Raw genomic sequence first — 20,391 nt, forward strand, 5'->3', positions numbered from 1 at the left:
TTAAAAACGAAAAAGTAAGCGTGTGCGTGAATGACAGCACACGCTTTTCTTTTAACAATGAAGATAGCCTGCTTATCGCAATGGAAAAGCAACAAATTGACGTGCATTTTCATTGCCGAGAAGGTTTTTGCGGTGCATGCCGAACTAAACTACTCTCAGGAGAGGTAGAGTATAAAGTCGATCCGCTCGCCTGCATCGATGATGATGAAATTTTAGCGTGCTGCTGCATTCCCATAAGTGACGTTGAAATTCAAACGTATTAACATTCTTTACCAATAAAAAAGCCAGCTCACGCTGACTTTTCATTAAATCCTTGATTGAATCAAAGATCTAAACCAATACGACTCGCTACTTCAATGTAGGATTCAACTACCGAACCTAATCCTTGTCTGAAACGATCTTTATCCAGTTTTTTCTTTGTTTCACTATCCCACAAACGACAGCCATCGGGAGTAAATTCATCGCCCAATACAATATTACCCTGTGAGTCGGTACCAAACTCTAATTTAAAGTCTACAAGCAACATTCCACCTTTCGCAAACAAAGGGCTTAGCACTTCATTGACTTTAAAGCTTAATGTTTTCATTTCATCAATTTGAGCCTGTGTGGCCCACTCAAATCCAACAATGTGCGACTCATTCACCATTGGATCATGTAGCGCATCATTTTTAAGAAAGAACTCAAAGGTAGGTGGATTAAGTATCTTCCCCTCTTCTACGCCTAAGCGTCTGCAAAGCGAACCAGCCGCATAATTTCGAACCACACACTCAACAGGGATCATTTTCAGTTTTTTAACAAGACTTTCTGTGTCAGACACCAAATTTTCAACCTGTGTTTTTACGCCAGCCGATTCCAATTGCTGCATGATGAAATGATTGAATTTGTTATTTACTTCGCCCTTACGTTCCAGCTGTTCTATCTTTTCACCGTCAAATGCAGATGTATCGTTCCTGAATTCCAAGATCAACAGATTCGGATCATCTGTAAAAAATACGGTTTTTGCTTTACCACGGTAAAGCTCCTCACCCTTTTGCATGCACTGCCTCTATTAGATATCTAAATTGCTTTCTGCCATGTAGTCAGAAAAGACGGAAAATAAATCGGTTGCCTGTTTTACTTCAAATGCCTGGTTATCACTATCGCGGAAAGTAACCGCCGTTCGTTCTCCTACAGGTTGAACCTGTAAACGGTAATTCACCTTTTCTAAATCCAGACCATCGTCAGAAAATACATCATACCAAGGTTTGTCTTCACCATTATATTTGACGAACATCAAACCTGATGCCTGATCCAAATCGATAACGTCGAAGCCCATTTTTCTTAGCACTAGTAAAAGGCGTGGCCAGGTATTAGCATACTCAGCATCTACGATAAAAGCAGGGTCGCCATCAGGATTAAAGCCAAGCTCTGAGTTAAATCCATCCCGAATAAGCGCGATTCGCTGATTTTCTGCCAGACGAAGTCCAAAATCGTATTCCTGAATAATATAGTTAAGAAAGTTAACTTCATTTTCACGAAGCACGAAAGGACTGAGACCTGCCAGCTGTGATTCGCCATTCTCATCGATATACGCGATTTTCTCTACGCTGAGACTTGCAGTACGCCCGTGAGGCGCCACATCTACAGTAAGCTTGAACTTTTTCGCCCGCTCAATTACATCACCGCTAAACTCGTACCAGCTTTCATCCAATTCTTCTTTACTCACTACCCAGTCAGTAATTAAGGTATTGTTTTCGCGATCAAATTCTTCTACGCCGATGCCTTTTAACTCAAGATAGGCAAGAACGGTATCCCACACGGTTTTGTCCAGAGCTTCAGCATCATTAATCTGGTCAAACATGACCTTTGCTTTACTTGAACCTTCCTCTACGTGTGAGCCGCTAACGAGTGGTAGCACGAGTCTGGGTGAGTGAATTAGGACCTCAGGTCCAATAATCTGATGATTGGCATCAACAGGGGGCAGTTCGTAGCGATTTGACACAGGAGGAGCGTCCAGTTCTTCAGGTACTTTTAGCATTTCGCCTTCTTTGACTTCAAGATAACTAAAGTCGCCAGAAACCTGTTTCCGCGTTTCAGAACTAGAACATGCGCTTAATAAAACGGTTAAACAAATTGTAGATAATAAATGTTTTTTCATTACGGGTGTATCAATCCTAGTTGGCTAAGCCTTTGTTCGATTAATTTTTGACTATTTAGTTCCGGCAAAACCATAGGAAGCCTTAAACACGGGTCTTTAATTTTTCCCATTTTATATAGCGCCCATTTTGGCATAACTGGATTAGGTTCAACAAACAATTCCTTGTGCAAGCCGACAAGTTTTTCATCCAGTTTTTTCGCCAATGCAAAATCATTGGCTAATGCAGCATCACACATTTCAGACATCGTTTGCGGAACAATATTAGCGGTAACTGAGATAACGCCATGTCCGCCCTGACACAGGTAATCACACCCGCTACCATCATCCCCACTGAAAAGGGCAAAATTATTGTCAACCACTGCTTTTGTTTCAGCGAGACGATTTAGGTCACCGGTTGCATCTTTTAAACCAACGATATTCGCGTGTTTTGCGAGCTGGGCCACAGATTCCGTTTTTAAATCTGCCACCGTACGCGAAGGAACGTTATATAGCAAAAGTGGTAAATCTGTCGCGCTGGCAATGGCTTCGAAATGCGCAATCATGCCTCGCTGCTGTGGTTTGTTGTAATAAGGCACAACGGATAAAAAGCCGTCAATTGCAAATTTAGCCATTTCCTGGCTGAGAAAAATCGCCTCGTCAGTCGCGTTTGCGCCATTCCCGGCAATGACTGGGATTCTGCCTTGCGCATAATCAACGATTAGCTTAACGACTTCAATGTGTTCGTCCATCGGCAAGGTCGCTGATTCGCCCGTGGTGCCAACTGCCACTAAACCATGGCTGCCAGACTCAATATGCCATTCCACAAGGTTTTGCAAACTATCTTTATCGATTTCGCCCGACGCAAGCATCGGCGTTACAAGTGCTACAAAGCTTCCCTTAAACATTTACCCCCCTTAAAACCAAGGCGCAATAGTATTAGTCTGAACTAGTAAAAACAAGTAGCTTGCCTTATATTGCTCTCATCTTTTACAGAATTAACACTTTCGGTATCTGCATAGGGTGTATTCAAGGATTACGCGTAAATGAAAGCTCAATTAATTATTAATGTCTTAGGCGCTGATAAATTAGGTATTTTAAGCGTAATTGCGGGTTGTATAAGCGACAACAACTGCAATATTTTAGACTCACGGCATGCGATTTATGGGCAGGACTTCTCTGTTACCATGATTGTCAGTGGCTTGCAAAACGATATTGCTCGATTAGAAGTGAATTTGTCGAGCCTGTGCGTAGAGCATGAGTTGCTCTGCATGATGAAACGCACTAGCGGCCACATAAAACAAAATATTGAACAGCTTATTTTGCTGAAGTTTGCAGGCACAGACGCCAGCGGCGTATTGCAAACGGTCACTAAATTGCTTGCGGATGAACACGTATCGGTTAATGCTGTCAGACAAAAAGTGAGCGCGAAACAAGATGCCTGCTACATGGAATGTAAGATGATTTTATCTGCTCCTTCTGATCTGGATCTGGTTGAATTCGATAGTAAGGTAAAAGAGGTTCTTCATGGCCTGGGTTTATCAGGCCGAATTAGTCATCAACAAACAAAGGAAGACAATGAATACATTGAAAGCTGGTGATAAAGCACCGTCATTTTCACTTCAAGACCAAAACGGTAACACAGTAAACTTGACTGACTTTAAAGGTTCAAAGGTCATCATTTATTTTTATCCCAAAGCGATGACGCCAGGTTGTACAGTGCAAGCTCAAGGCTTGCGCGATCATAATGATCAACTCCATTCAGCGGGTGCGGTGGTGTTAGGTATTAGCCCTGACCCAGTGGCTAAGTTGAAAAAGTTCGCTGACAAAGAGTCGCTTAATTTTACGCTTCTATCAGATGAAGATCATGCTGTAGCGGAGGCTTTTGGCGTTTGGGGCCTCAAAAAGTTTATGGGTAAAGAATATGAGGGCATTCATCGTATCACCTTTATTATTGATGAAGTCGGGAATGTCTCGGATGTACTGGATAAATTTAAAACCAAAGACCACCATCAGGCAGTTATCGACGCTATCTCTAAAGGATAAGTGTACGGTCAAATTCAAAACACAAGGCGAGAGTTTGACCCTCTCGCCTTTTTATTTGTAACAGCAACGTAGGTGCCAAGAAATTATTTACACAGAATTAATGTGTAAACTTACGACGCATTTTCCATTGTTTCGCTTACTTCAGTGCCACTGCTTTCATCAGTAAGACGCTTTGGTGTTGACCAGGCAGTGATCAACGCTTTAACCAAGGTTGCCAGCGGAATTGCAAAAAACACGCCCCAAAAGCCCCACAAGCCACCAAAAAGTAATACGGCGATAATAATGTAAAGCGGATGAAGACTGACGGCTTCTGAAAATAAGAATGGTACCAGGACATTTCCATCTAGTGCTTGAATAATGAAGTAAACCAGCATGACATAGCCAAATTCTGCGCTCAGTCCAAATTGAAACAGTGCGACTATTGCAACAGGGATGGTCACTACCGCAGCGCCAATGTAGGGAATAAGCACAGAAAAACCAACCAGCACGCCAAGCAGAAGGGCAAATCTTAAATCAAGAATTGTAAAAGCGACGCTCGTAACTGCACCTACAATAATAATTTCAATTACTTTACCGCGTATATAGTTGGCGATTTGCGTGTTCATTTCTTCGCCAACCTGACTAATCAGCCTTCTTTCTTTGGGAAGCAGTGTGGAGATGCTTTCAATGAAAAAGCGCTTGTCATTTAGCATGAAAAACACCATCAAAGGCACCAGAATAATGTAAATCAGTAAGGCGGCTAAATTACCAATACTGCTTACAGACGCGGACAGAACCTGCTCCCCTACTCCTACAATGCGTTCGTTAACGCCAGCCATCATCGATTTGATGTAGGTCACTTCAATGACACTGGGATACTTCTCAGGCAAGGTTGCTAGCCACAATTGCGCTGAGTTCCAAATTAAGGGGACTTCTTTTATCAGATTAACACTCTGTTTTGAAATAATCGGGATAAGGGCAACAGCGGTAATAAAACACATGAAAAAGAATACAATGAGGGTAAAGCTGGTTGCTAGGGAACGTCGAATACCCATCTGCTCAAGCTTTGTGACTGGCACATCCAAAAGATATGCAATTACAATAGCAACTAATACAGGCATCAAAATCCCGCCAAAAACATATAAAATGGCAAAAGAAATGATGATGAGCAGCAGCAACATCAAGGAATTTGGATCGGAAAACTTACGTTTGTACCATTGACCGATAACACCTAGCATCAAACTACCCTTCTGTTAGTGATAAAAATGAGTGATAAATATATGATATTGTATTGTTTTAAAACAAAGAAACTTAAGCAAGCCAAATTGGTCTACGTGTAGTATATATTAATTAGTGGTTTGACAAGCAAGGTAATCATGCAGTTTTTTAAGATCAAAACTTTAGCCATGTGTGTTTTGTGTACATTTAGTTTCGCAAGCCAAACACAAACACTTCAAACGCAGCAGAACGATCGCAATCAACTGCCTGAAATTGGTGTCGTCGCGTCCGATGCTATCACAATAGAAAAAGAAAAAATCATTGGCGATGCCATTATGCGTCAACTGCGAGGACAAGCCCCGCTTATTCAGGATCCTGTCTTACAGGAATACGTACAGGACATCGGCAATCGCTTGGTTGTTCATGCGGATAATACCAAGTTTCCCTTTACCTTTTTCATTATTAACAATCCTGTCCTTAATGCATTTGCGTTTTATGGTGGGCATATTGGCGTACATACTGGCCTAATCGCGCAAGCCGAAACGGAAAGTGAATTTGCTTCGGTTTTAGCGCACGAAGTAGCTCACGTCACTCAGCGTCATCTTGCGCGCAGATTACAATCGCAGCAACGCTCAGGCCCGCTTCAGTTAGCCAGTATGATTGGCTCGCTGTTAATCGCGATGGCCGACCCCAGAGCAGGCATGGCCGCTGTCTCAGCCTCTATGGCGGGGAGTCAGCAAGCGGTTATCAATTTTACCCGAAACAATGAACAAGAAGCAGATAGCATCGGGATAAATATTCTATATCGAGCGGGATTTGACCCGATGGGCGCCCCGGCTTTTTTTGGTCGCCTTTCCGAGCAATATGGCCTTCGCTCTACGCAACTGGCATTTTTACAAACGCACCCGCTTCCAAACGACCGGGTTGCTGAAACGCTTACCAGAGCGCGATCCTATGGAGAAGTTTACACACCTGAAAGTTTACATTTCCATTTGGCACGGGCTCGCATCCAGTCAAGGTACATGAGCACCAATGAACGTAATCTCGGTTTTTTTGAATCCCAGATAAATCGCTTGCAGGGGGTCAAAAAAACAGCCGCGCTTTATGGATATGCATTAAGTGTGTTCGAAGCTGAAGAGTATAAACGCGCAGAAGACCTCATCAACACGCTGCTTAAAGATGACCCAGAAAATTTATTTTATCTGGATTTAAAAACAGATATTTTGATCAAACAAAATCGTCACAATGAAGCGGTTCAAATGCTCAAACCCTTGTGGCAACACAAGCCACAAAATTTAGTGCTCGCGCTTAATCTGGCCAACGTATACCTTACTTCGGCCGACTACGAACCAGCAATTCAAATCTTAAGAGATTTGTTATTGGTTGATAAACAAAACATTTTGGCGTACCAGCTTTTAAATGATGCCTATCAGCGTTCCTCTCAAAAGAAAGAGGCACATAAAACACAGGCTGAAATATATTCTCTGATTGGCGCTTATTCGCTTGCAATAGACGAGTTACAGTTTGCCTATAATTTTGCTCGTGATGACACCATAGAGAAACAGCGAATTTTAGGTCGTATCGACCAACTTAGAAGTGCGCAAGCAAATGCACAGAGGCTCAGTTTGTAGAAGGCGCTGCAGCCGAATTGCTATCGCTTAGCACACTCAGTAAGTTCTCTGCTGTCTGTTCGCCAAAAAGCTGGCCTTTGAGGCTACCATCAGGATTGAGTATATAGGTAGCAGGCAAAAATTCCGGTTTATCAAAGGGAAACGGCTTATCTATTTTGTTGATGAGATCAAACTGCATATTATACTTTTCTTTGATCGCTTTAAGTTTTTCATCCGTTAGATTGTCATAACTAATGGCAAATAGTTGGGTGTTGTAGGGTTTAATTTGATTAAAACGAGACAGCTCTGGTACTTCTTTAAGACAAGGAGCACACCATTCAGCAAAATAATTTACAACAAGATACTGACCGTGATAGTCCGAATGCTTGTGTTTTCTGCCATCGAGCGTGGTAAAATCGTATTGCTGGCTTTGAAAAACAATATAACCCAAACTTGCAGCGAGTACTGCGAATAAGCCATACAACCAACGAATTTGCATAGTAAAATATCCCGAAAATTTAAATAAAAAGAGTTTAAATAATGCCTAACGCAATCTTGTACCACAACCCCAGATGTTCGAAAAGTCGTGAAGCAAAAGCTTTTGTTGAGCAGCACATTGATAATTTACAGGTAATTGAATACTTAAAGCACCCTTTGAGTAAGCAGGAGCTTGAAGCTTTGTACAATAAAATGGACTTACAAAGCGCTCATCAAATGCTTCGGCCAAAAGAAGATGAATATAAACTTGCCAAGTTGAGTGAAACATCATCAAACGACGAAGTGTTTGAAGCTATTGCAAATTATCCTAAATTACTCGAACGTCCAATTCTAGAATACGGTGACAAGGCGGCGATAGGCCGTCCACTGGATCATATTATTTCTTTGCTGCATGCCTGAGGTCAGATGAATAAGGTCCTTGTTCTATTTTACTCACGTCACGGAGCGACCCAGGCGCTTGCTGAATCTATCGCAAGAGGTGTGGAAGCCAGTGGATGCGAAGCACTTATAAGAACGGTAGCGCCTGTCAGTGATAATCTCGATGCACAGGCCTCCTCCATCCCTGAGCAGGGGTATCTATTTGTATCGAAACAGGATCTCATCGACTGCGATGGATTGGCGATGGGTAGCCCAACTCACTTTGGCAACATGGCCTCACCGCTAAAATATTTTATCGATAGTCTAACGGATGTTTGGCTTAAGGGACATCTTATCGATAAACCTGCGTGTGTTTTTACGTCAAGCGCCAGTATGCATGGAGGTCAGGAAAGTACGCTACTATCCATGATTTTACCGCTTATGCATCACGGAATGTGTATATTAGGTTTGCCGTATTCCGAAAGCAAATTACACAGTACACAAAGTGGCGGAACGCCTTATGGCGTATCCTGCGTTTCTGGAGAAGGGTTTAATGGTCTTAGCAATGATGAAAAAGCGCTTAGCATCGCAATGGGCCAACGCTTAGGCAATACGGTGAAAAAATTATGTCAGAAAAAGTAAAGCGTTATCGATATTTAGCCCTGATTTGTCACATTGGTTTACTCGCCTGGATGGCACTGTGGTATCTAGTGCTGGAAACCAGTATGGACTATTCACTCATTTTTATATTTTTAGTCTACCTCTTGCCCTTGCTTTTACCCTTATGGGGTGTCATTAAAGCAAAGCCCTACACGCACGCGTGGGCTTGTTTCATAGTATTGCTCTATTTTTTACACGGTATTACAGTTATTTACGCAGAGCCCCAATATTGGCTATATGCCTCAATTGAGCTTTTGCTAGCATCTGGGATGTTTATTGGGTGCAGCGTATTTGCGCGACTTCGCGGACAGGAATTGGGCACTAGCCTCCCGAAACTGAGTAAAGTTATGGAAGATGAAAAAGCGTATTTCGAAAAGCAACATCACAAGCGCAAACAATCGGATGCCAACAATGAGGATGCAAAATAAGCGCAAATCGGCTTACAAGGCGAGTGCATCCTTTAGAAAGGGAATAGTAAGCTTTCTCTGATTTTGTAAAGACAAACTATCGAGTTTATCAACCATCTTCATCAAGCGATGCATATCTCTGGGTGAGCGTTTCATTAAAAATTGAACCGCATCATCTCCCATATTCATTCCTCGTTGGTGAAGATGCGTTTTAAGCGCCTTGAATTTATCTTGCTCTGACAATTCAGATAATTTGTAGGTTGTTCCCCAGGTAAGCCTTGAAGCAAGATCTGGAAGAGAAAACTGACATTGCGAGACACTGGCGTTGGCACTAATAATAAATGCCCGTTGTGACAATCGTCCAGCTTCAATAAACTGATTGATTGCATCGAAAATAGCAATCTGCCAGTCTCTGTTGTCTGCAATACATTGAATGTTGTCTACGGCAATTAGGTCTAGTTTTCCAATGCCCTCAATGATCTGTGATGGCATTGATACGAGCTGTGTCAAATCAATATATTGATTGCGTAAACTTTTGGCTTCAGCTGCTTTACACGCCCCTAGAAGTAAATGCGTCTTCCCTGTTCCTTCACTGCCATGCAAATACACAATCTGTTGATTCACAGATGAAAGCGATACGTCCTTGTTATTTGGACTTGATGACGCGTATTTATCGCTCTTTTGTGCAGACACATTAACAGGTTCTTTTTCAGACGCGCCTACTGATAATAATGTGCGTACATGTGTAAGCAGAGCAATGTTCTTGCCTGCAATAAAGTTTTCTAATAGCAAGTCATTTTGCTGGCGAACAGGAAGCACGAGTTGCTCAACTGCTTTACTTACATTTTTTTGACTAAGGTCCTGTTTAATAGGCTTTTGCATTAGCAATTTTTATTCTTCTGGGGTTTGAATTAAGGCATCCATCTAAAAACAATTTCTTGCGTTTTTGTGCTATCCGCAACAGATGCATTCTCTGCCATCGTTCCATCAAGTGGACTCGAAAGTCGCTTATCGAGTTTTAACACGCTTAATAAGCCTTCAACACTACCATTAAGCGAAACCTTAACTTGAACGCTACTACCATTAAGGCCAACGATTGAAGCGCTATTGACTTGAGGCGCATTGCTTAAGGCCTGAAGTGCTCGACTGGCATCGACAAAAGAGCGGACATTATTAATAGTAATCAACTGAGATGCCACCGAAGCGTTGGAGGACGTGTCAACGGCATACTGAGCCACCAACCAACTGACGTATTCATCGATGACTGTTTCAGCAATATTGTCTTCATTCTCGAAAAATCGCTTTCGAATTTCTATCTGTGTTCCGTTGCTAAAAATCAGATCCATTTGGAAATTATCACTTGGGGCGGGAAAATGACGCTCTAGAGCTGCATCACTGCTTGGCTGCGCATTGCTCGAAGGAAGTCCATTGGGTTGATTTAGTAAGGCATTAAGCTGGGCTTGTTGCTCAGAAAATTGCGCTTGCTGCTCATATTCTTCTCTCATATTGACAGAAATGGGCTTAACTGCGGCGCTGATAATAAATTCCGTTCCATATCGGCTATTTTGCTGCAGCAATTTGGGCGAATTTTGGGTAAATACATCAAAGTCCGAAATCGCCATTGCATCATTTAAGTCGCCAAGAGGAAGCAGAACGTTTACACCCGACTCAAAGGCTGTTTGCTGAAGTTTTTGATTGAATTCAGTGGCGTTGTTTTGATTTAGCCACTCAATATCTTTTGACGGTGTTTGAATAGCTAACCATAAACTTGCGCTCGGTCTTATGCTCGGCCATATCGGTAAATTTGAACCGCGAATTAAACCAACGAGTTGCTCCTGATTAAAGCGTGCTTCGAAATAACGCTTATCATTAATTTGCAGATAACTGGATGAAATTAAATACTGCTCAAAATTATTTATCGCTCGCTTGATAATGGGATCATCTAACACAGATTCAGCCCCGCTCAATTTAACAAACACCTGCGCCAGTGCCTCCCTGCCCGCCCTCTGCTGAGCATTGACGCTTTGGTCTTCAATGACTACTCGCCCTACATTTACGTGAGACACTTCTGCTGCAAGCGTGTATGTCGGTGACAGTAGAATGTAAATGCCTAGCATGAATACAAGCAATGAATTTACTGCGCTAAATGGCAATCTCATTAAATAGCCGAGCCTTATTTCTTTAACCTGAATCGTATTGTCTGATATTTAGCGCTTATTTGCATCTCTAATTTTTGATACAAATATGATCACAAAATTGATACTATCCGTCGCGTTTATATCCGTAGCATCCAAAAGGAAATTCTGTGACCGACAAACACGTGGCAAACCCATCCGATAATCAATCCGCTGAACAAAAACCGTCATTAAGCTATAAGGATGCCGGAGTAGATATTGATGCCGGAAATCGACTCGTTGAACGCATTAAATCAGTTAGTAAGCGCACTGCCCGTCAGGAAGTAAGAGGCGGCTTGGGTGGCTTTGGTGCCTTATGTTCTATTCCGCAAAAGTACAAGCAGCCTTTGTTGGTATCAGGTACTGACGGTGTTGGTACTAAGCTACGCTTGGCAATGGACACGAAAAGTCACGACAGCATCGGCATTGACTTAGTAGCAATGTGTGTAAATGACCTAATCGTACAAGGTGCAGAACCGCTTTTCTTCCTTGACTACTATGCCACAGGAAAACTGGACGTAGATACTGCGGCTGACGTCATTAGCGGCATCGGAAAAGGCTGTGAACTGGCAGGCTGTGCGCTAATTGGTGGCGAAACTGCCGAAATGCCAGGCATGTATCATGGTGAAGATTACGATGTTGCCGGATTTTGTGTAGGCGTAGTTGAAGCAGAAAAGGTGATCGACGGCAGCAAGGTCAAAGCCGGAGATAAGATTATTGCCCTGGCCTCCTCCGGCCCTCACAGCAACGGTTACTCACTGATCAGAAAAATAATCGAGCTTGCCAAGCTGGATCTTGAGCAGGAATTAATGGGTCGTAGCTTAAAAGCGCATTTGCTCGAGCCCACTCGCATTTATGTGAAATCGGTCTTGAGCTTAATAGAAGCATTTGAGCTTAACGCCATTTCACATATAACAGGTGGCGGATTTTGGGAAAACATTCCACGCGTTTTACCTGACAATCTCAGCGCGCATATCGACGCTGGAACATGGGAATGGCCAGAAATTTTTTCATTTTTACAATCTCAAGGAAATGTGAGTACGCAAGAGATGTATCGCACATTTAACTGCGGTGTCGGTCTGATGATTATTGTAGATGAGAATATCGCGCAGGATTGCGTTGAACGCTTGAACAGTTTGGGCGAAACTGCCTGGGTAATCGGCGAGGTAAAAGACAAGACAAGTGATAAGCAAGTCTTCATTAATTCCTAATTAATCGCCTATTTCTGATTATCATGAAAAAACGAATTGTCATTCTGGTTTCAGGCAATGGAAGTAATGCCCAGGCAATTATTGATGCGTGTGAAGCAAACAAAATCAATGGTGAAGTGGTAGCGATTATTTCCAATAAAGCGGAGGCCTATGCATTAGAACGCGCTAAGCACCATCAAATAGCGACTGAAACCATCATCCATAGTGAATATCCAGATAGAGCAAGCTTTGATAAGGCCTTGCAAACGCGTATTGACTGTTACCAGCCAGATTTGATCGTGTTAGCAGGCTTCATGCGCATTTTAACGGCTGATTTTGTGCATCAATATCTTGGCAGAATACTGAATATTCATCCCTCTTTACTTCCCAAATACCAAGGCTTAAACACTCATCAGCGCGCCATTGATAACGGTGATGAGGTACATGGTTGTAGCGTTCATTTTGTGACTGCTGAACTTGACGGAGGCCCTATTGTCATACAGGCACGTGTGTCAATCGGAGAAAATGACAATGCAAGTTCCCTTGCCTCAAAAGTTGCCAAACGAGAGTGGCAAATTTATCCCATCGCTGTAGAATGGTTTTGTAACAATAATTTAACACTTGAAAAATGTCAGGTGATCCATAATCATCAAGTACTACCTAGCAGTGGGATCTTATATGACGAATTGTCAGACTAAAAAGTACAAAAATAGTCTTTTTATGGGGCTTGTTTATGCGGTGCTTTTTATAATCAGTTTTACAGCTCAAGCGAAACTTTTACCATTTACCTCAAAGTATGTCGCTTACTATGACGGAGATGACGTTGGTGAAGCGCAACTTGAATTAAACGTATTGGACGATGAGCGTTACGAACTTAATTACCAATCCAGTGTGTCTAAATTTTTTCTCTCCGACCGTCGATTTGAAACCAGCATTTTCACCACGGAAAATGGAAAGCTTATCCCTATCCGATATGAATATCAGCGCGAAGGCACAGGAAGAAACAAAGCATTGATAGTCGAATTTGATGCAGACAGCGATAAAATCATCGTGAATGAAGAGGCGCGATATGATTGGAATAATGAGTTTGATAATCAGTTGTTTCGCGTCGATTTACCGCAGCGCTTAAAAGACGGCGAAACAAAATTTGATTACTACTTTATCAACTATCGTGGAGAACGCCGCCACTACCAGTTTGAGCTTTTAGGGGATGAGAACGTGCAGTTGCCCTATGGTCAACTAAGCGCACTTAAAGTCAAAATTAACCGGGAATCGAATCGTCGCGTCACCTATGCATGGTTTGCACCTGATCTCAATTATTCACTTGTTCGCCTTCAGCAATTTAAAGAAGGAAAAGAACAAGGCGATATCAAATTAAGTGCTTACACCCGCCCCTGAGATTTCGTACGTTTGGTCGAAAGCGCTATATAGATCGTATCAAAATCCACAGTGCAGTTGTTTTCGCAAAACGCTTACCGATGTAAATCGTGACTTGAGGACAACTGTCCTCTTTTTTCTTAAAAACTTGATATTTTAAAGCAGAAATTATAGCTTACAATTATCTGGTCAGACCTTTGGAGTGTTTATGTCCGAACTTTTTTGGATTTTAGCATTAATTGCAGCGATTGGCGTGGTGAGTTATAAACGCTACGCCCTTAACACGAGCCTGTTTATAGTAGGTGTCACACTTGCATTAGGAACCTTGCTCGGACCTTTTGGCTTTTTTAGCTGGCTAATATTTGCGCTCATTGCAGTGCCATTAGCATATGAACCCATCAGAAAAGACATCATCAGCACTAAACTTTTAGCGTTTTATAAAAAAGTGTCGCCTGAAATGTCTCAGACAGAACAAGAAGCCATTGATGCCGGAACTGTATGGTGGGATGGTGAGTTGTTCAGTGGCAAGCCAGATTGGCAAAAACTTCATGGAATCGCTAAACCTCGTCTCACGGCCGAAGAACAAGCCTTTTTAGATGGGCCATGCGAAACTATTTGCGGCATGGTCGATGAATGGCAAATCAATCACATTGACGCCGATTTGCCGGATGAAATCTGGGACTATCTGAAAGAACATAAATTCTTTGCCATGATCATCGAGAAAAAATATGGTGGTTTGGAATTTTCAGCATACGCACAGTCTCGCGTACTGCAAAAGCTTGCTGGCGTCAGTGCGGTACTTTCAAGTACGGTTGGTGTACCAAATAGCTTGGGCCCTGGCGAACTACTTCAGCACTATGGCACGCCAGAACAGCAAGATTACTATCTACCGCGTCTAGCTAAGGGTGAAGAGATACCATGTTTTGCCTTAACTAGCCCTGAAGCTGGTTCGGATGCTGGTGCAATTCCGGATGTTGGAATTATCAAAAAAGGCACATTTAATGGCGAAGAAGTGTTGGGAATGTCCCTTACATTTTCCAAGCGTTACATTACACTTGCCCCGGTTGCGACCGTTATTGGCCTTGCATTTAAACTTCACGACCCTGATGGGCTGTTAGGTGATAAAAAAGACTTGGGTATTACCTGTGCGCTGATTCCCAGAGATACAAAAGGTCTGGAAATTGGCCGCCGTCATTTCCCGCTTAATGTGCCGTTTCATAATGGTCCATTAAAAGGTGAAGATGTATTCGTTCCCTTAAGTTACATTATTGGCGGTGAAAAAATGGCAGGTAAAGGCTGGCGTATGCTGATGGAATGTTTGTCAGTAGGCCGATGCATCACATTGCCCTCTTCTGCTGCCGGCGGTGCAAAACAACTTGCACTTGCTACAGGTGCCTACGCGCGAATTCGAAGACAGTTCCGTTTACCTATTGGTCAGATGGAAGGCGTAGAGGAAATGCTTGGCCGCATAGGCGGAAACGCATATTTAATGGATGCGGTTACTACATTCTCAACAGCCGGCGTTGATCTTGGCGAAAAACCCTCGGTTATTTCTGCTATTTGCAAATATCACTTGACCGAAAAACAGCGTACAGCTATCAACGATGCAATGGATGTCCACGGTGGTAAAGGGATATGTTTAGGTCCGAACAATTATCTCGGTAGAGCCTATCAGGGTACACCTATATCAATCACTGTAGAAGGTGCGAATATCCTGACTCGCAATATGATGATATTTGGTCAGGGAGCAATGCGTTGTCATCCTTATGTTCTTGACGAAATCTACGCTGCTCAAATAAAAGATAAAAAAGAACAGCTCAATGCTTTTGATAAAGCGGTTTGGGGACATATTGGATTTGCTTTCAGTAACACTTTACGCTCCTTATGGTTTACCATAAGTGGCAACATGACCAGTTCTACTCCATTTAAGGACGAAACGTCCAAGTATTATCGTGCTCTGCAAGGATATAGTTCAAATCTTGCATTGCTTACTGATATTAGTATGGGAGTTTTAGGCGGCTCTTTGAAGCGACGTGAACGTCTTTCTGCCCGCTTGGGTGACATACTCAGTCACTTATATCTGGGCAGTGCTGTATTGAAACGCTACGATGAACAAGGTCGATTGAAAGAAGATTTACCGTTGGTACATTGGGCGATGCAGGATTCACTTCGACAGATTGATGTTGCCATCGATGACTTTATCAGAAATTTTCCTGTTCGTCCGGTAGCATGGGTGCTACGTGTATTGGTGCAACCGTTTGGAAAACGTTTCGATAAGCCAGCAGATGAAATTGAGCATCAAATAGCACATATGCTTCAAAACCCATGCAGTGCCAGAAGCCGCCTGGGTGAAGGACAGTATATAGCGCGCATCGAAGGTAGCTTGTTTGGTGACTTAGAGCAGACGCTGGATGATATTATTGCGGCTGAGCCAATATTTGAGCGCGTTTGTAAAGCGTTGGGCGAGAAACTGCCAATGACACAACTTGACAAGTTAGCCGATAAAGCCCTGGATGCGAAATTAATCAGTGAGGATGAAGCAAACTTGTTAAGACAAGCTGAAGCAGGCCGTCTACGCACAATTAATGTGGATGACTTTGACCCTCAAGAGTTATTAATGTCTACAAGCGAAAAAGTAACTAAAAAAGCAACGGCTAAAAAACGTTCGGCCAAGGCGGCTTAAAGTTAAGTTGTTGAATGTAAGTTGTTGAATACTGAAAGCCAGACTTGCGTCTGGCTTTTTTTTACGCTTTTTAAAGTTCACAAGGACTTTCTGTCACTTTCCAGATTACTGGTTCCCAATAATCTCCAGAACTTTCATTAAATGATTCTCCAAATAAAAATTTGGCTGCAAGGTAATATCTTGAATTAGGCTCTACATTTACTTCAATAGCCTTGGCACTTCTTGGACCTCTGTGACGACGAGTCATTAAGGGATCGTCTATGTATTCATGAAGATATATTGTGTAGTTACCGGGTGCAAGCTTGATGCCACGAGGAGCTCTGTTAAAATCGTTGACTGTTTTGCTATTGCCATCTTCTACAATACGTTGAATAGCTGCTGGATATAATCGCCTCGCTTCTGGTGGTTTGAACGCGGTAGATATAGCACCACACTCCCCTTCCGCATCTTGCATAAGCTCGGACTTAGCTGTGTCAATTTCTTTCCCAATTTCCAGTCTGATTGCAGGCATAAATTGACCGCTTATAAGTGTTTCGTGCGAAATAGTCGTCCCATTTTTATTTAAAACCAGCCGTAATTTTTCACCAGGAAGACTATTTTGCAACTCCTCAAAAGCATCTGAGTTATCGTCAGCTGCGCTTACTGAATTGACAGACGTGATTAGATCACCTGCAACTATTTCCATTTTATCTGCAAGACTGCCGGGTGTGACAGAAAGTACCTTATATCCTCCATTTTCACTCTCAAGATCAAGAACTAAGCCTAGATTGCTTGAGTGAAAAGCAGGTAAATCGATAAGGATATGCAAATCTTGAGCGTTTTTCCCGGCCTGTCGCTCAATTTGGGCTATCGTTGCTACTGTGACTTTGATTTGATTTTGCAAATCTTTAATCAATTGTTCTGAGGCTTCACTCAAGTCTGATGCATGAGCCACGGGTACAGATATCAACGAAATCGACATCAAGCTAATACAAGCAGACTGGCAGAAACTATGCTTTAGTTTTTGGCAAGGTAATGCGTTTTTCAGAACCTCTTTGACATGCAAATGTTGCGGTATTAATTTTTGAATGTTAATCATATTTTCTCCATCTCACCTAAACAACCTCAGTTCTTGTTTTTTGATGTCCACCCATCTTTTCAATAAAACGCAAAAGCAATTGCTTTCGTGATTCCCAAAGCTGTAGCTTTTCTGTTTCTGAAACATCCTCCAGATAACTCAGTTGAATTTGCTGATCTAAATCTTGAAGTTTTAACTTAAGTGTTTGGTGGTTCAATAGCTGGTAAGGACTTTTTGGCGTAACGAGCGACAGGCGCTCCTGCAGATTCTTGTTTTCTTCAATACTCAATTTAATTTTTGTTTTAACATGCGAGGATTCAAGCGTGTTGATGAGCGAGGGACTTATTACAACTATACACAAGCTTGCAGCAAAGGCTATGAGAAAATGTTCCCATTTTTCGGCTAACCTTGGTTTGGGCTTATCCATGTCATTGTCACCGTTCATATTCAGTTCGCTTTCAAGCGCTTCCCACTTCGGTTCAAATTCCAACGAGTCATAAGTCTTTGCAAGTTTTTGCGTAAACAATAAGCGATTTTCATATCTTTTTTGACACGCTGAACAGTTATGTAGATGCTCACTTTCACTATTGCTTTTCACGGCGTTTTTTAGTGTCAGCATTTCTAAATCAGTCAGATGCATTTTTTAGCTCCTTGATCGCACTCATCGCTTTTAACTGAGCGAGCGCTCTAAACAGCATCTGCTTTGAAAAGCGTTCTGATTTGTCAAACAAGTGGGCAATTTCGCTATGGGTTAACCCTTCTACCTCATGCAAAAATAGAACGGCTCGTGCGTTAGGACTAAGTTTCGCTGTTAGCTTTTCCAAATCACGTATTGATTCCCACCACTGATGTTCAAAGTAATGATGAGTTGAAATAAGCTCGTCCACGGTTTCAGTTTCAGCATTTGAACGAGAGTTCCGTTTGATATAATCGACCGCTTCATTCAGAGCAATTTTACGCACCCAGCCAGAAAAACTGCCCAATAGCTCAAACTGCTTTATCTTTTTTAAAACCTTGAGAAAAACCTCATGAACAATATCCTGTGAGGCTTGTGGGTTTGCTGTTAGACGCATCGCCATTTGGTAGCAGGGCTTTGAATAACTAAGATAAATCACTTCCATCGCAGCACGTTCCCCATTTTGCGCTTTAGTAATTACAGAAGCGTCGATTGCCTGTCCAAATCCTTTGTATTCGCTCATAACTACCAAATTACTCTCATTCTTACTTGATAAGACGATATACAAGACAAAAGCGTTACAAACTTTTTGACTATATTTGCGCAAACGTGAAATAACTTATTGAGAAGATGCAGCGCCATGTGATTTTCAGACACTCATCACTTGTGAAAATTACCTAAAACTTAGATAAGCACGCTTGTTTAAAAGCAGGTTCCGCGTAAGAAATATTGATTGCATTCTTTAAAAGCTGCTGACACTGCAAGTCACTCAAACCAACGGTTGTTTTAGCGATATCGAATTCATCATTAAGTCGGATGTTCGACACGCCGGGATCATCTGTATTTAAACAAACCCTGATACCTTTGCTTAAAAACAATTTAACTGGATGGTTTTTTGTATCCAGCCAAGTCCCGGTCTGATAGTTCGAGGTTAAGCAACTTTCGATGCCTATTTTTTCCGACGCAATATAATCAAGGAGAGATTCGTCTTCTATCGCTCGTACGCCGTGTCCAATTCTATCGGCATGTAGATGGTGAATCGCATCCCAAACACTTTGCGCACCAGAAGCCTCGCCAGCGTGGATAGTAAAGCGCCAGTCAGTCTTTGACTTCGCAATATCAAAATGCGATTTAAACATAGTGGCAGGGAAATTATATTCATCACCCGCCAAATCCAAACCTGCAATTTTTTGGTGGTACGCTAAAAGTGCTTCTAACTCCAGCATACACGCTTCAGTACCGAAGGTTCGACTGAGTATACCAATAAGATTAAATGGCATAGAAAGGGTTTTGGAAGCGGCTTCACAGCCTCTAACAACTGCGCCTACCACCTCTCGCATATCTAGTTGATGTGCTTTTGCCATGTAAAAAGGAGAAAAGCGCAACTCAACATAAGTGAGCCCTTCAGCATGGGCATCCGCGATATTTTCATAGGCAATTTGTTCGCAGGCTTCAATATCGGCCAGCACCGATACGCCCACGTCTAACTTTTCAAGAAAAGCAAGTAAGTCGCTTGTTTTGTCTTGAATGAATACGTTTTGTTTCAAAATTTCTTCATCAAAGCTGGGAAGGGAAATTTGGTGTTTTTTCGCTAAAGAAATAATCGTTGAGATACGCACATTGCCGTCTAGGTGTCGATGCAAATCAAAGAATGGCAATGTGGCTATAGACATTATTCAAACTGTAGCTTTTCAATAGCAATAAGAATTTGTGTGCGTGATTTTACATTAAACTGCTTGAAGATAGAACTAATATGCGCTTTCACTGTTGCTTCGGTAACATTTAACTCTGCAGCAATTTGCTTGTTCATCATACCTTTACGCACAAGTCGCAACACTTTAAATTGCTTAGGCGTTAATGCTCGCACTTGTTCTGCAACGTTTAAGATCTCACCTTGAACTTCAGCTACGCTGTTTTTCAACCCTTCTGGCAACCATTCATTGCCTCGTAAAACCTGCTTAACTGCATCAATAATATCGGCTGTGCGAGTCGTTTTTGGAATATAGGCACTTGCACCAAATTCCATGGTTTGAGAAATAACACTCAAGGTCTCTGTCGCAGATACAATTGCTACAGGGATATCCGGGAATCGTTGCCTTACTCTCAGTAGGCCGTAATAGTTTTCACAGCCTGGCATTGTCAAATCCAGCAAAATAATTGACATTGAGCGGTTTTTGTTAAGGGTATTTAGGGTCGAGTCTAAACAGTCAGATTCAAAATAACGCGCTTTTTCAAATTCAGTGCTTAATGCTGCTATAAGCGCTTCTCGGTATAAAGGGTGATCGTCAGCGATTAAAAACTTCAACATATGATTATTGATTTCCTTTCCTTTATACTCAGCACTTG

The 20,391-nt window shown here is 42.2% G+C and carries 23 protein-coding genes; 11 read left to right on the top strand and 12 right to left on the bottom strand.

Annotated elements, in window-relative coordinates; translation table 11 throughout:
- The first annotated feature begins 26 nt into the window (after positions 1–26).
- Positions 27–263, top strand: a complete 237-nt coding sequence (gene yfaE, locus D6V41_RS14415) for a class I ribonucleotide reductase maintenance protein YfaE (protein ID WP_241664554.1) — start codon at positions 27–29, stop codon at positions 261–263.
- 59 nt (positions 264–322) lie between these two features.
- On the opposite strand, the gene purC is transcribed toward yfaE, so the two are convergent.
- The 3 genes from purC to dapA are packed head-to-tail and all read right to left on the bottom strand — an operon-like array spanning position 323 to position 3,021.
- Positions 323–1,036 (bottom strand): phosphoribosylaminoimidazolesuccinocarboxamide synthase, encoded by a 714-nt coding sequence (purC, locus tag D6V41_RS14420; RefSeq protein ID WP_136252243.1) that lies wholly within the window; start codon positions 1,034–1,036, stop codon positions 323–325.
- Between the two features lie 12 nt (positions 1,037–1,048).
- The gene (gene bamC / locus D6V41_RS14425) at positions 1,049–2,137 is read right to left on the bottom strand and encodes an outer membrane protein assembly factor BamC (protein ID WP_136252244.1); all 1,089 of its coding nucleotides are present in this window, start codon (positions 2,135–2,137) and stop codon (positions 1,049–1,051) included.
- The gene (gene dapA / locus D6V41_RS14430) at positions 2,137–3,021 is read right to left on the bottom strand and encodes a 4-hydroxy-tetrahydrodipicolinate synthase (protein WP_136252245.1); all 885 of its coding nucleotides are present in this window, start codon (positions 3,019–3,021) and stop codon (positions 2,137–2,139) included. Before dapA ends, bamC begins: the two co-directional genes overlap by 1 nt.
- 138 nt (positions 3,022–3,159) lie before the next feature.
- Between dapA and D6V41_RS14435 the strand changes: the two genes are divergently transcribed.
- Both D6V41_RS14435 and bcp read left to right on the top strand, forming a co-directional pair.
- On the top strand, positions 3,160–3,714 hold the full coding sequence (locus D6V41_RS14435; protein ID WP_136252246.1) for a glycine cleavage system transcriptional repressor: 555 nt from the start codon (positions 3,160–3,162) through the stop codon (positions 3,712–3,714).
- Entirely contained in the window at positions 3,692–4,159 is a 468-nt protein-coding gene (gene bcp, locus D6V41_RS14440) for a thioredoxin-dependent thiol peroxidase (protein ID WP_168711050.1), read from the top strand. Before D6V41_RS14435 ends, bcp begins: the two co-directional genes overlap by 23 nt.
- A 110-nt stretch (positions 4,160–4,269) precedes the next feature.
- Here bcp and D6V41_RS14445 read toward each other — a convergent pair whose 3' ends face one another.
- Positions 4,270–5,376, bottom strand: coding sequence for an AI-2E family transporter (locus D6V41_RS14445; protein ID WP_136252248.1), 1,107 nt, complete (start codon positions 5,374–5,376; stop codon positions 4,270–4,272).
- 138 nt (positions 5,377–5,514) lie between these two features.
- Between D6V41_RS14445 and bepA the strand changes: the two genes are divergently transcribed.
- Positions 5,515–6,987 (top strand): beta-barrel assembly-enhancing protease, encoded by a 1,473-nt coding sequence (gene bepA, locus D6V41_RS14450; protein ID WP_241664555.1) that lies wholly within the window; start codon positions 5,515–5,517, stop codon positions 6,985–6,987.
- Here bepA and D6V41_RS14455 read toward each other — a convergent pair.
- Positions 6,977–7,465, bottom strand: coding sequence for a TlpA family protein disulfide reductase (locus D6V41_RS14455; RefSeq protein WP_136252249.1), 489 nt, complete (start codon positions 7,463–7,465; stop codon positions 6,977–6,979). The genes bepA and D6V41_RS14455 overlap by 11 nt on opposite strands.
- 41 nt (positions 7,466–7,506) lie before the next feature.
- On the opposite strand from D6V41_RS14455, the gene arsC reads away from it, so the two are divergent.
- The 3 genes from arsC to D6V41_RS14470 are packed head-to-tail and all read left to right on the top strand — an operon-like array spanning position 7,507 to position 8,909.
- The gene (gene arsC, locus D6V41_RS14460; protein WP_136252250.1) at positions 7,507–7,863 is read left to right on the top strand and encodes an arsenate reductase (glutaredoxin); all 357 of its coding nucleotides are present in this window, start codon (positions 7,507–7,509) and stop codon (positions 7,861–7,863) included.
- A gap of 6 nt (positions 7,864–7,869) precedes the next feature.
- On the top strand, positions 7,870–8,463 hold the full coding sequence (gene wrbA / locus D6V41_RS14465; RefSeq protein ID WP_136252251.1) for an NAD(P)H:quinone oxidoreductase: 594 nt from the start codon (positions 7,870–7,872) through the stop codon (positions 8,461–8,463).
- Positions 8,448–8,909, top strand: coding sequence for a DUF2069 domain-containing protein (locus D6V41_RS14470; protein WP_136252252.1), 462 nt, complete (start codon positions 8,448–8,450; stop codon positions 8,907–8,909). The genes wrbA and D6V41_RS14470 overlap by 16 nt, the downstream gene beginning before the upstream one ends.
- A gap of 12 nt (positions 8,910–8,921) precedes the next feature.
- Here the strand turns inward: D6V41_RS14470 and hda are convergent, their stop codons facing one another.
- Positions 8,922–9,770 (bottom strand): DnaA regulatory inactivator Hda, encoded by an 849-nt coding sequence (gene hda, locus D6V41_RS14475; protein WP_136252253.1) that lies wholly within the window; start codon positions 9,768–9,770, stop codon positions 8,922–8,924.
- A gap of 29 nt (positions 9,771–9,799) precedes the next feature.
- Positions 9,800–11,047, bottom strand: coding sequence for a DUF2066 domain-containing protein (locus D6V41_RS14480; RefSeq protein ID WP_136252254.1), 1,248 nt, complete (start codon positions 11,045–11,047; stop codon positions 9,800–9,802).
- Positions 11,048–11,208: 161 nt separating this feature from the next.
- Here D6V41_RS14480 and purM point away from each other — a divergent pair, with 161 nt between their 5' ends.
- The 4 genes from purM to fadE all read left to right on the top strand — a co-directional run bounded on the left by purM (position 11,209) and on the right by fadE (position 16,312).
- Entirely contained in the window at positions 11,209–12,273 is a 1,065-nt protein-coding gene (gene purM, locus D6V41_RS14485) for a phosphoribosylformylglycinamidine cyclo-ligase (protein ID WP_136252372.1), read from the top strand.
- Positions 12,274–12,293: 20 nt separating this feature from the next.
- A complete protein-coding gene (gene purN, locus D6V41_RS14490) occupies positions 12,294–12,950 on the top strand; it encodes a phosphoribosylglycinamide formyltransferase (RefSeq protein ID WP_421907814.1) in 657 nt (218 codons plus the stop codon).
- A complete protein-coding gene (locus D6V41_RS14495) occupies positions 12,931–13,650 on the top strand; it encodes a DUF3108 domain-containing protein (RefSeq protein ID WP_136252256.1) in 720 nt (239 codons plus the stop codon). The genes purN and D6V41_RS14495 overlap by 20 nt, the downstream gene beginning before the upstream one ends.
- A gap of 187 nt (positions 13,651–13,837) precedes the next feature.
- Positions 13,838–16,312, top strand: a complete 2,475-nt coding sequence (fadE, locus tag D6V41_RS14500; protein WP_136252257.1) for an acyl-CoA dehydrogenase FadE — start codon at positions 13,838–13,840, stop codon at positions 16,310–16,312.
- Between the two features lie 70 nt (positions 16,313–16,382).
- Here the strand turns inward: fadE and D6V41_RS14505 are convergent, their stop codons facing one another.
- The 5 genes from D6V41_RS14505 to D6V41_RS14525 all read right to left on the bottom strand — a co-directional run bounded on the left by D6V41_RS14505 (position 16,383) and on the right by D6V41_RS14525 (position 20,353).
- Positions 16,383–17,390 carry a PDZ domain-containing protein gene (locus D6V41_RS14505; protein WP_136252258.1) on the bottom strand — a complete coding sequence of 336 codons (1,008 nt, stop codon included), beginning with the start codon at positions 17,388–17,390 and terminating at the stop codon, positions 16,383–16,385.
- Between the two features lie 16 nt (positions 17,391–17,406).
- Positions 17,407–18,009, bottom strand: coding sequence for a hypothetical protein (locus D6V41_RS14510; RefSeq protein ID WP_136252259.1), 603 nt, complete (start codon positions 18,007–18,009; stop codon positions 17,407–17,409).
- Positions 17,996–18,568: an RNA polymerase sigma factor gene (locus D6V41_RS14515; RefSeq protein WP_136252260.1), complete on the bottom strand. Its 573-nt coding sequence runs from the start codon at positions 18,566–18,568 to the stop codon at positions 17,996–17,998. The genes D6V41_RS14510 and D6V41_RS14515 overlap by 14 nt, the downstream gene beginning before the upstream one ends.
- 154 nt (positions 18,569–18,722) lie before the next feature.
- Positions 18,723–19,718, bottom strand: coding sequence for an adenosine deaminase (add, locus tag D6V41_RS14520; RefSeq protein WP_179952562.1), 996 nt, complete (start codon positions 19,716–19,718; stop codon positions 18,723–18,725).
- Positions 19,718–20,353, bottom strand: a complete 636-nt coding sequence (locus tag D6V41_RS14525; protein WP_136252261.1) for a response regulator transcription factor — start codon at positions 20,351–20,353, stop codon at positions 19,718–19,720. Before D6V41_RS14525 ends, add begins: the two co-directional genes overlap by 1 nt.
- Positions 20,354–20,391: the final 38 nt, after the last annotated feature.

The sequence above is a fragment of the Ningiella ruwaisensis genome, from assembly GCF_004798935.1.
GTDB classification, from domain to species: Bacteria; Pseudomonadota; Gammaproteobacteria; order Enterobacterales; family Alteromonadaceae; genus Glaciecola; species Glaciecola ruwaisensis.

Excerpts from the sequence above, each read along its gene's own strand:
- D6V41_RS14480 (WP_136252254.1), bottom strand. The coding sequence starts at position 11,047 with ATGAGATTGCCATTTAGCGCAGTAAATTCATTGCTTGTATTCATGCTA.
- D6V41_RS14505 (WP_136252258.1), bottom strand. The coding sequence starts at position 17,390 with ATGATTAACATTCAAAAATTAATACCGCAACATTTGCATGTCAAAGAG.
- bamC (WP_136252244.1), bottom strand. The coding sequence starts at position 2,137 with ATGAAAAAACATTTATTATCTACAATTTGTTTAACCGTTTTATTAAGC.
- D6V41_RS14470 (WP_136252252.1), top strand. The coding sequence starts at position 8,448 with ATGTCAGAAAAAGTAAAGCGTTATCGATATTTAGCCCTGATTTGTCAC.
- D6V41_RS14435 (WP_136252246.1), top strand. The coding sequence starts at position 3,160 with ATGAAAGCTCAATTAATTATTAATGTCTTAGGCGCTGATAAATTAGGT.
- dapA (WP_136252245.1), bottom strand. The coding sequence starts at position 3,021 with ATGTTTAAGGGAAGCTTTGTAGCACTTGTAACGCCGATGCTTGCGTCG.
- D6V41_RS14495 (WP_136252256.1), top strand. The coding sequence starts at position 12,931 with ATGACGAATTGTCAGACTAAAAAGTACAAAAATAGTCTTTTTATGGGG.
- wrbA (WP_136252251.1), top strand. The coding sequence starts at position 7,870 with ATGAATAAGGTCCTTGTTCTATTTTACTCACGTCACGGAGCGACCCAG.
- D6V41_RS14525 (WP_136252261.1), bottom strand. The coding sequence starts at position 20,353 with ATGTTGAAGTTTTTAATCGCTGACGATCACCCTTTATACCGAGAAGCG.
- purC (WP_136252243.1), bottom strand. The coding sequence starts at position 1,036 with ATGCAAAAGGGTGAGGAGCTTTACCGTGGTAAAGCAAAAACCGTATTT.
- bepA (WP_241664555.1), top strand. The coding sequence starts at position 5,515 with ATGCAGTTTTTTAAGATCAAAACTTTAGCCATGTGTGTTTTGTGTACA.
- D6V41_RS14510 (WP_136252259.1), bottom strand. The coding sequence starts at position 18,009 with ATGCATCTGACTGATTTAGAAATGCTGACACTAAAAAACGCCGTGAAA.
- hda (WP_136252253.1), bottom strand. The coding sequence starts at position 9,770 with ATGCAAAAGCCTATTAAACAGGACCTTAGTCAAAAAAATGTAAGTAAA.
- bcp (WP_168711050.1), top strand. The coding sequence starts at position 3,692 with ATGAATACATTGAAAGCTGGTGATAAAGCACCGTCATTTTCACTTCAA.
- add (WP_179952562.1), bottom strand. The coding sequence starts at position 19,718 with ATGTCTATAGCCACATTGCCATTCTTTGATTTGCATCGACACCTAGAC.
- arsC (WP_136252250.1), top strand. The coding sequence starts at position 7,507 with ATGCCTAACGCAATCTTGTACCACAACCCCAGATGTTCGAAAAGTCGT.
- fadE (WP_136252257.1), top strand. The coding sequence starts at position 13,838 with ATGTCCGAACTTTTTTGGATTTTAGCATTAATTGCAGCGATTGGCGTG.
- D6V41_RS14445 (WP_136252248.1), bottom strand. The coding sequence starts at position 5,376 with ATGCTAGGTGTTATCGGTCAATGGTACAAACGTAAGTTTTCCGATCCA.
- D6V41_RS14455 (WP_136252249.1), bottom strand. The coding sequence starts at position 7,465 with ATGCAAATTCGTTGGTTGTATGGCTTATTCGCAGTACTCGCTGCAAGT.
- D6V41_RS14515 (WP_136252260.1), bottom strand. The coding sequence starts at position 18,568 with ATGAGCGAATACAAAGGATTTGGACAGGCAATCGACGCTTCTGTAATT.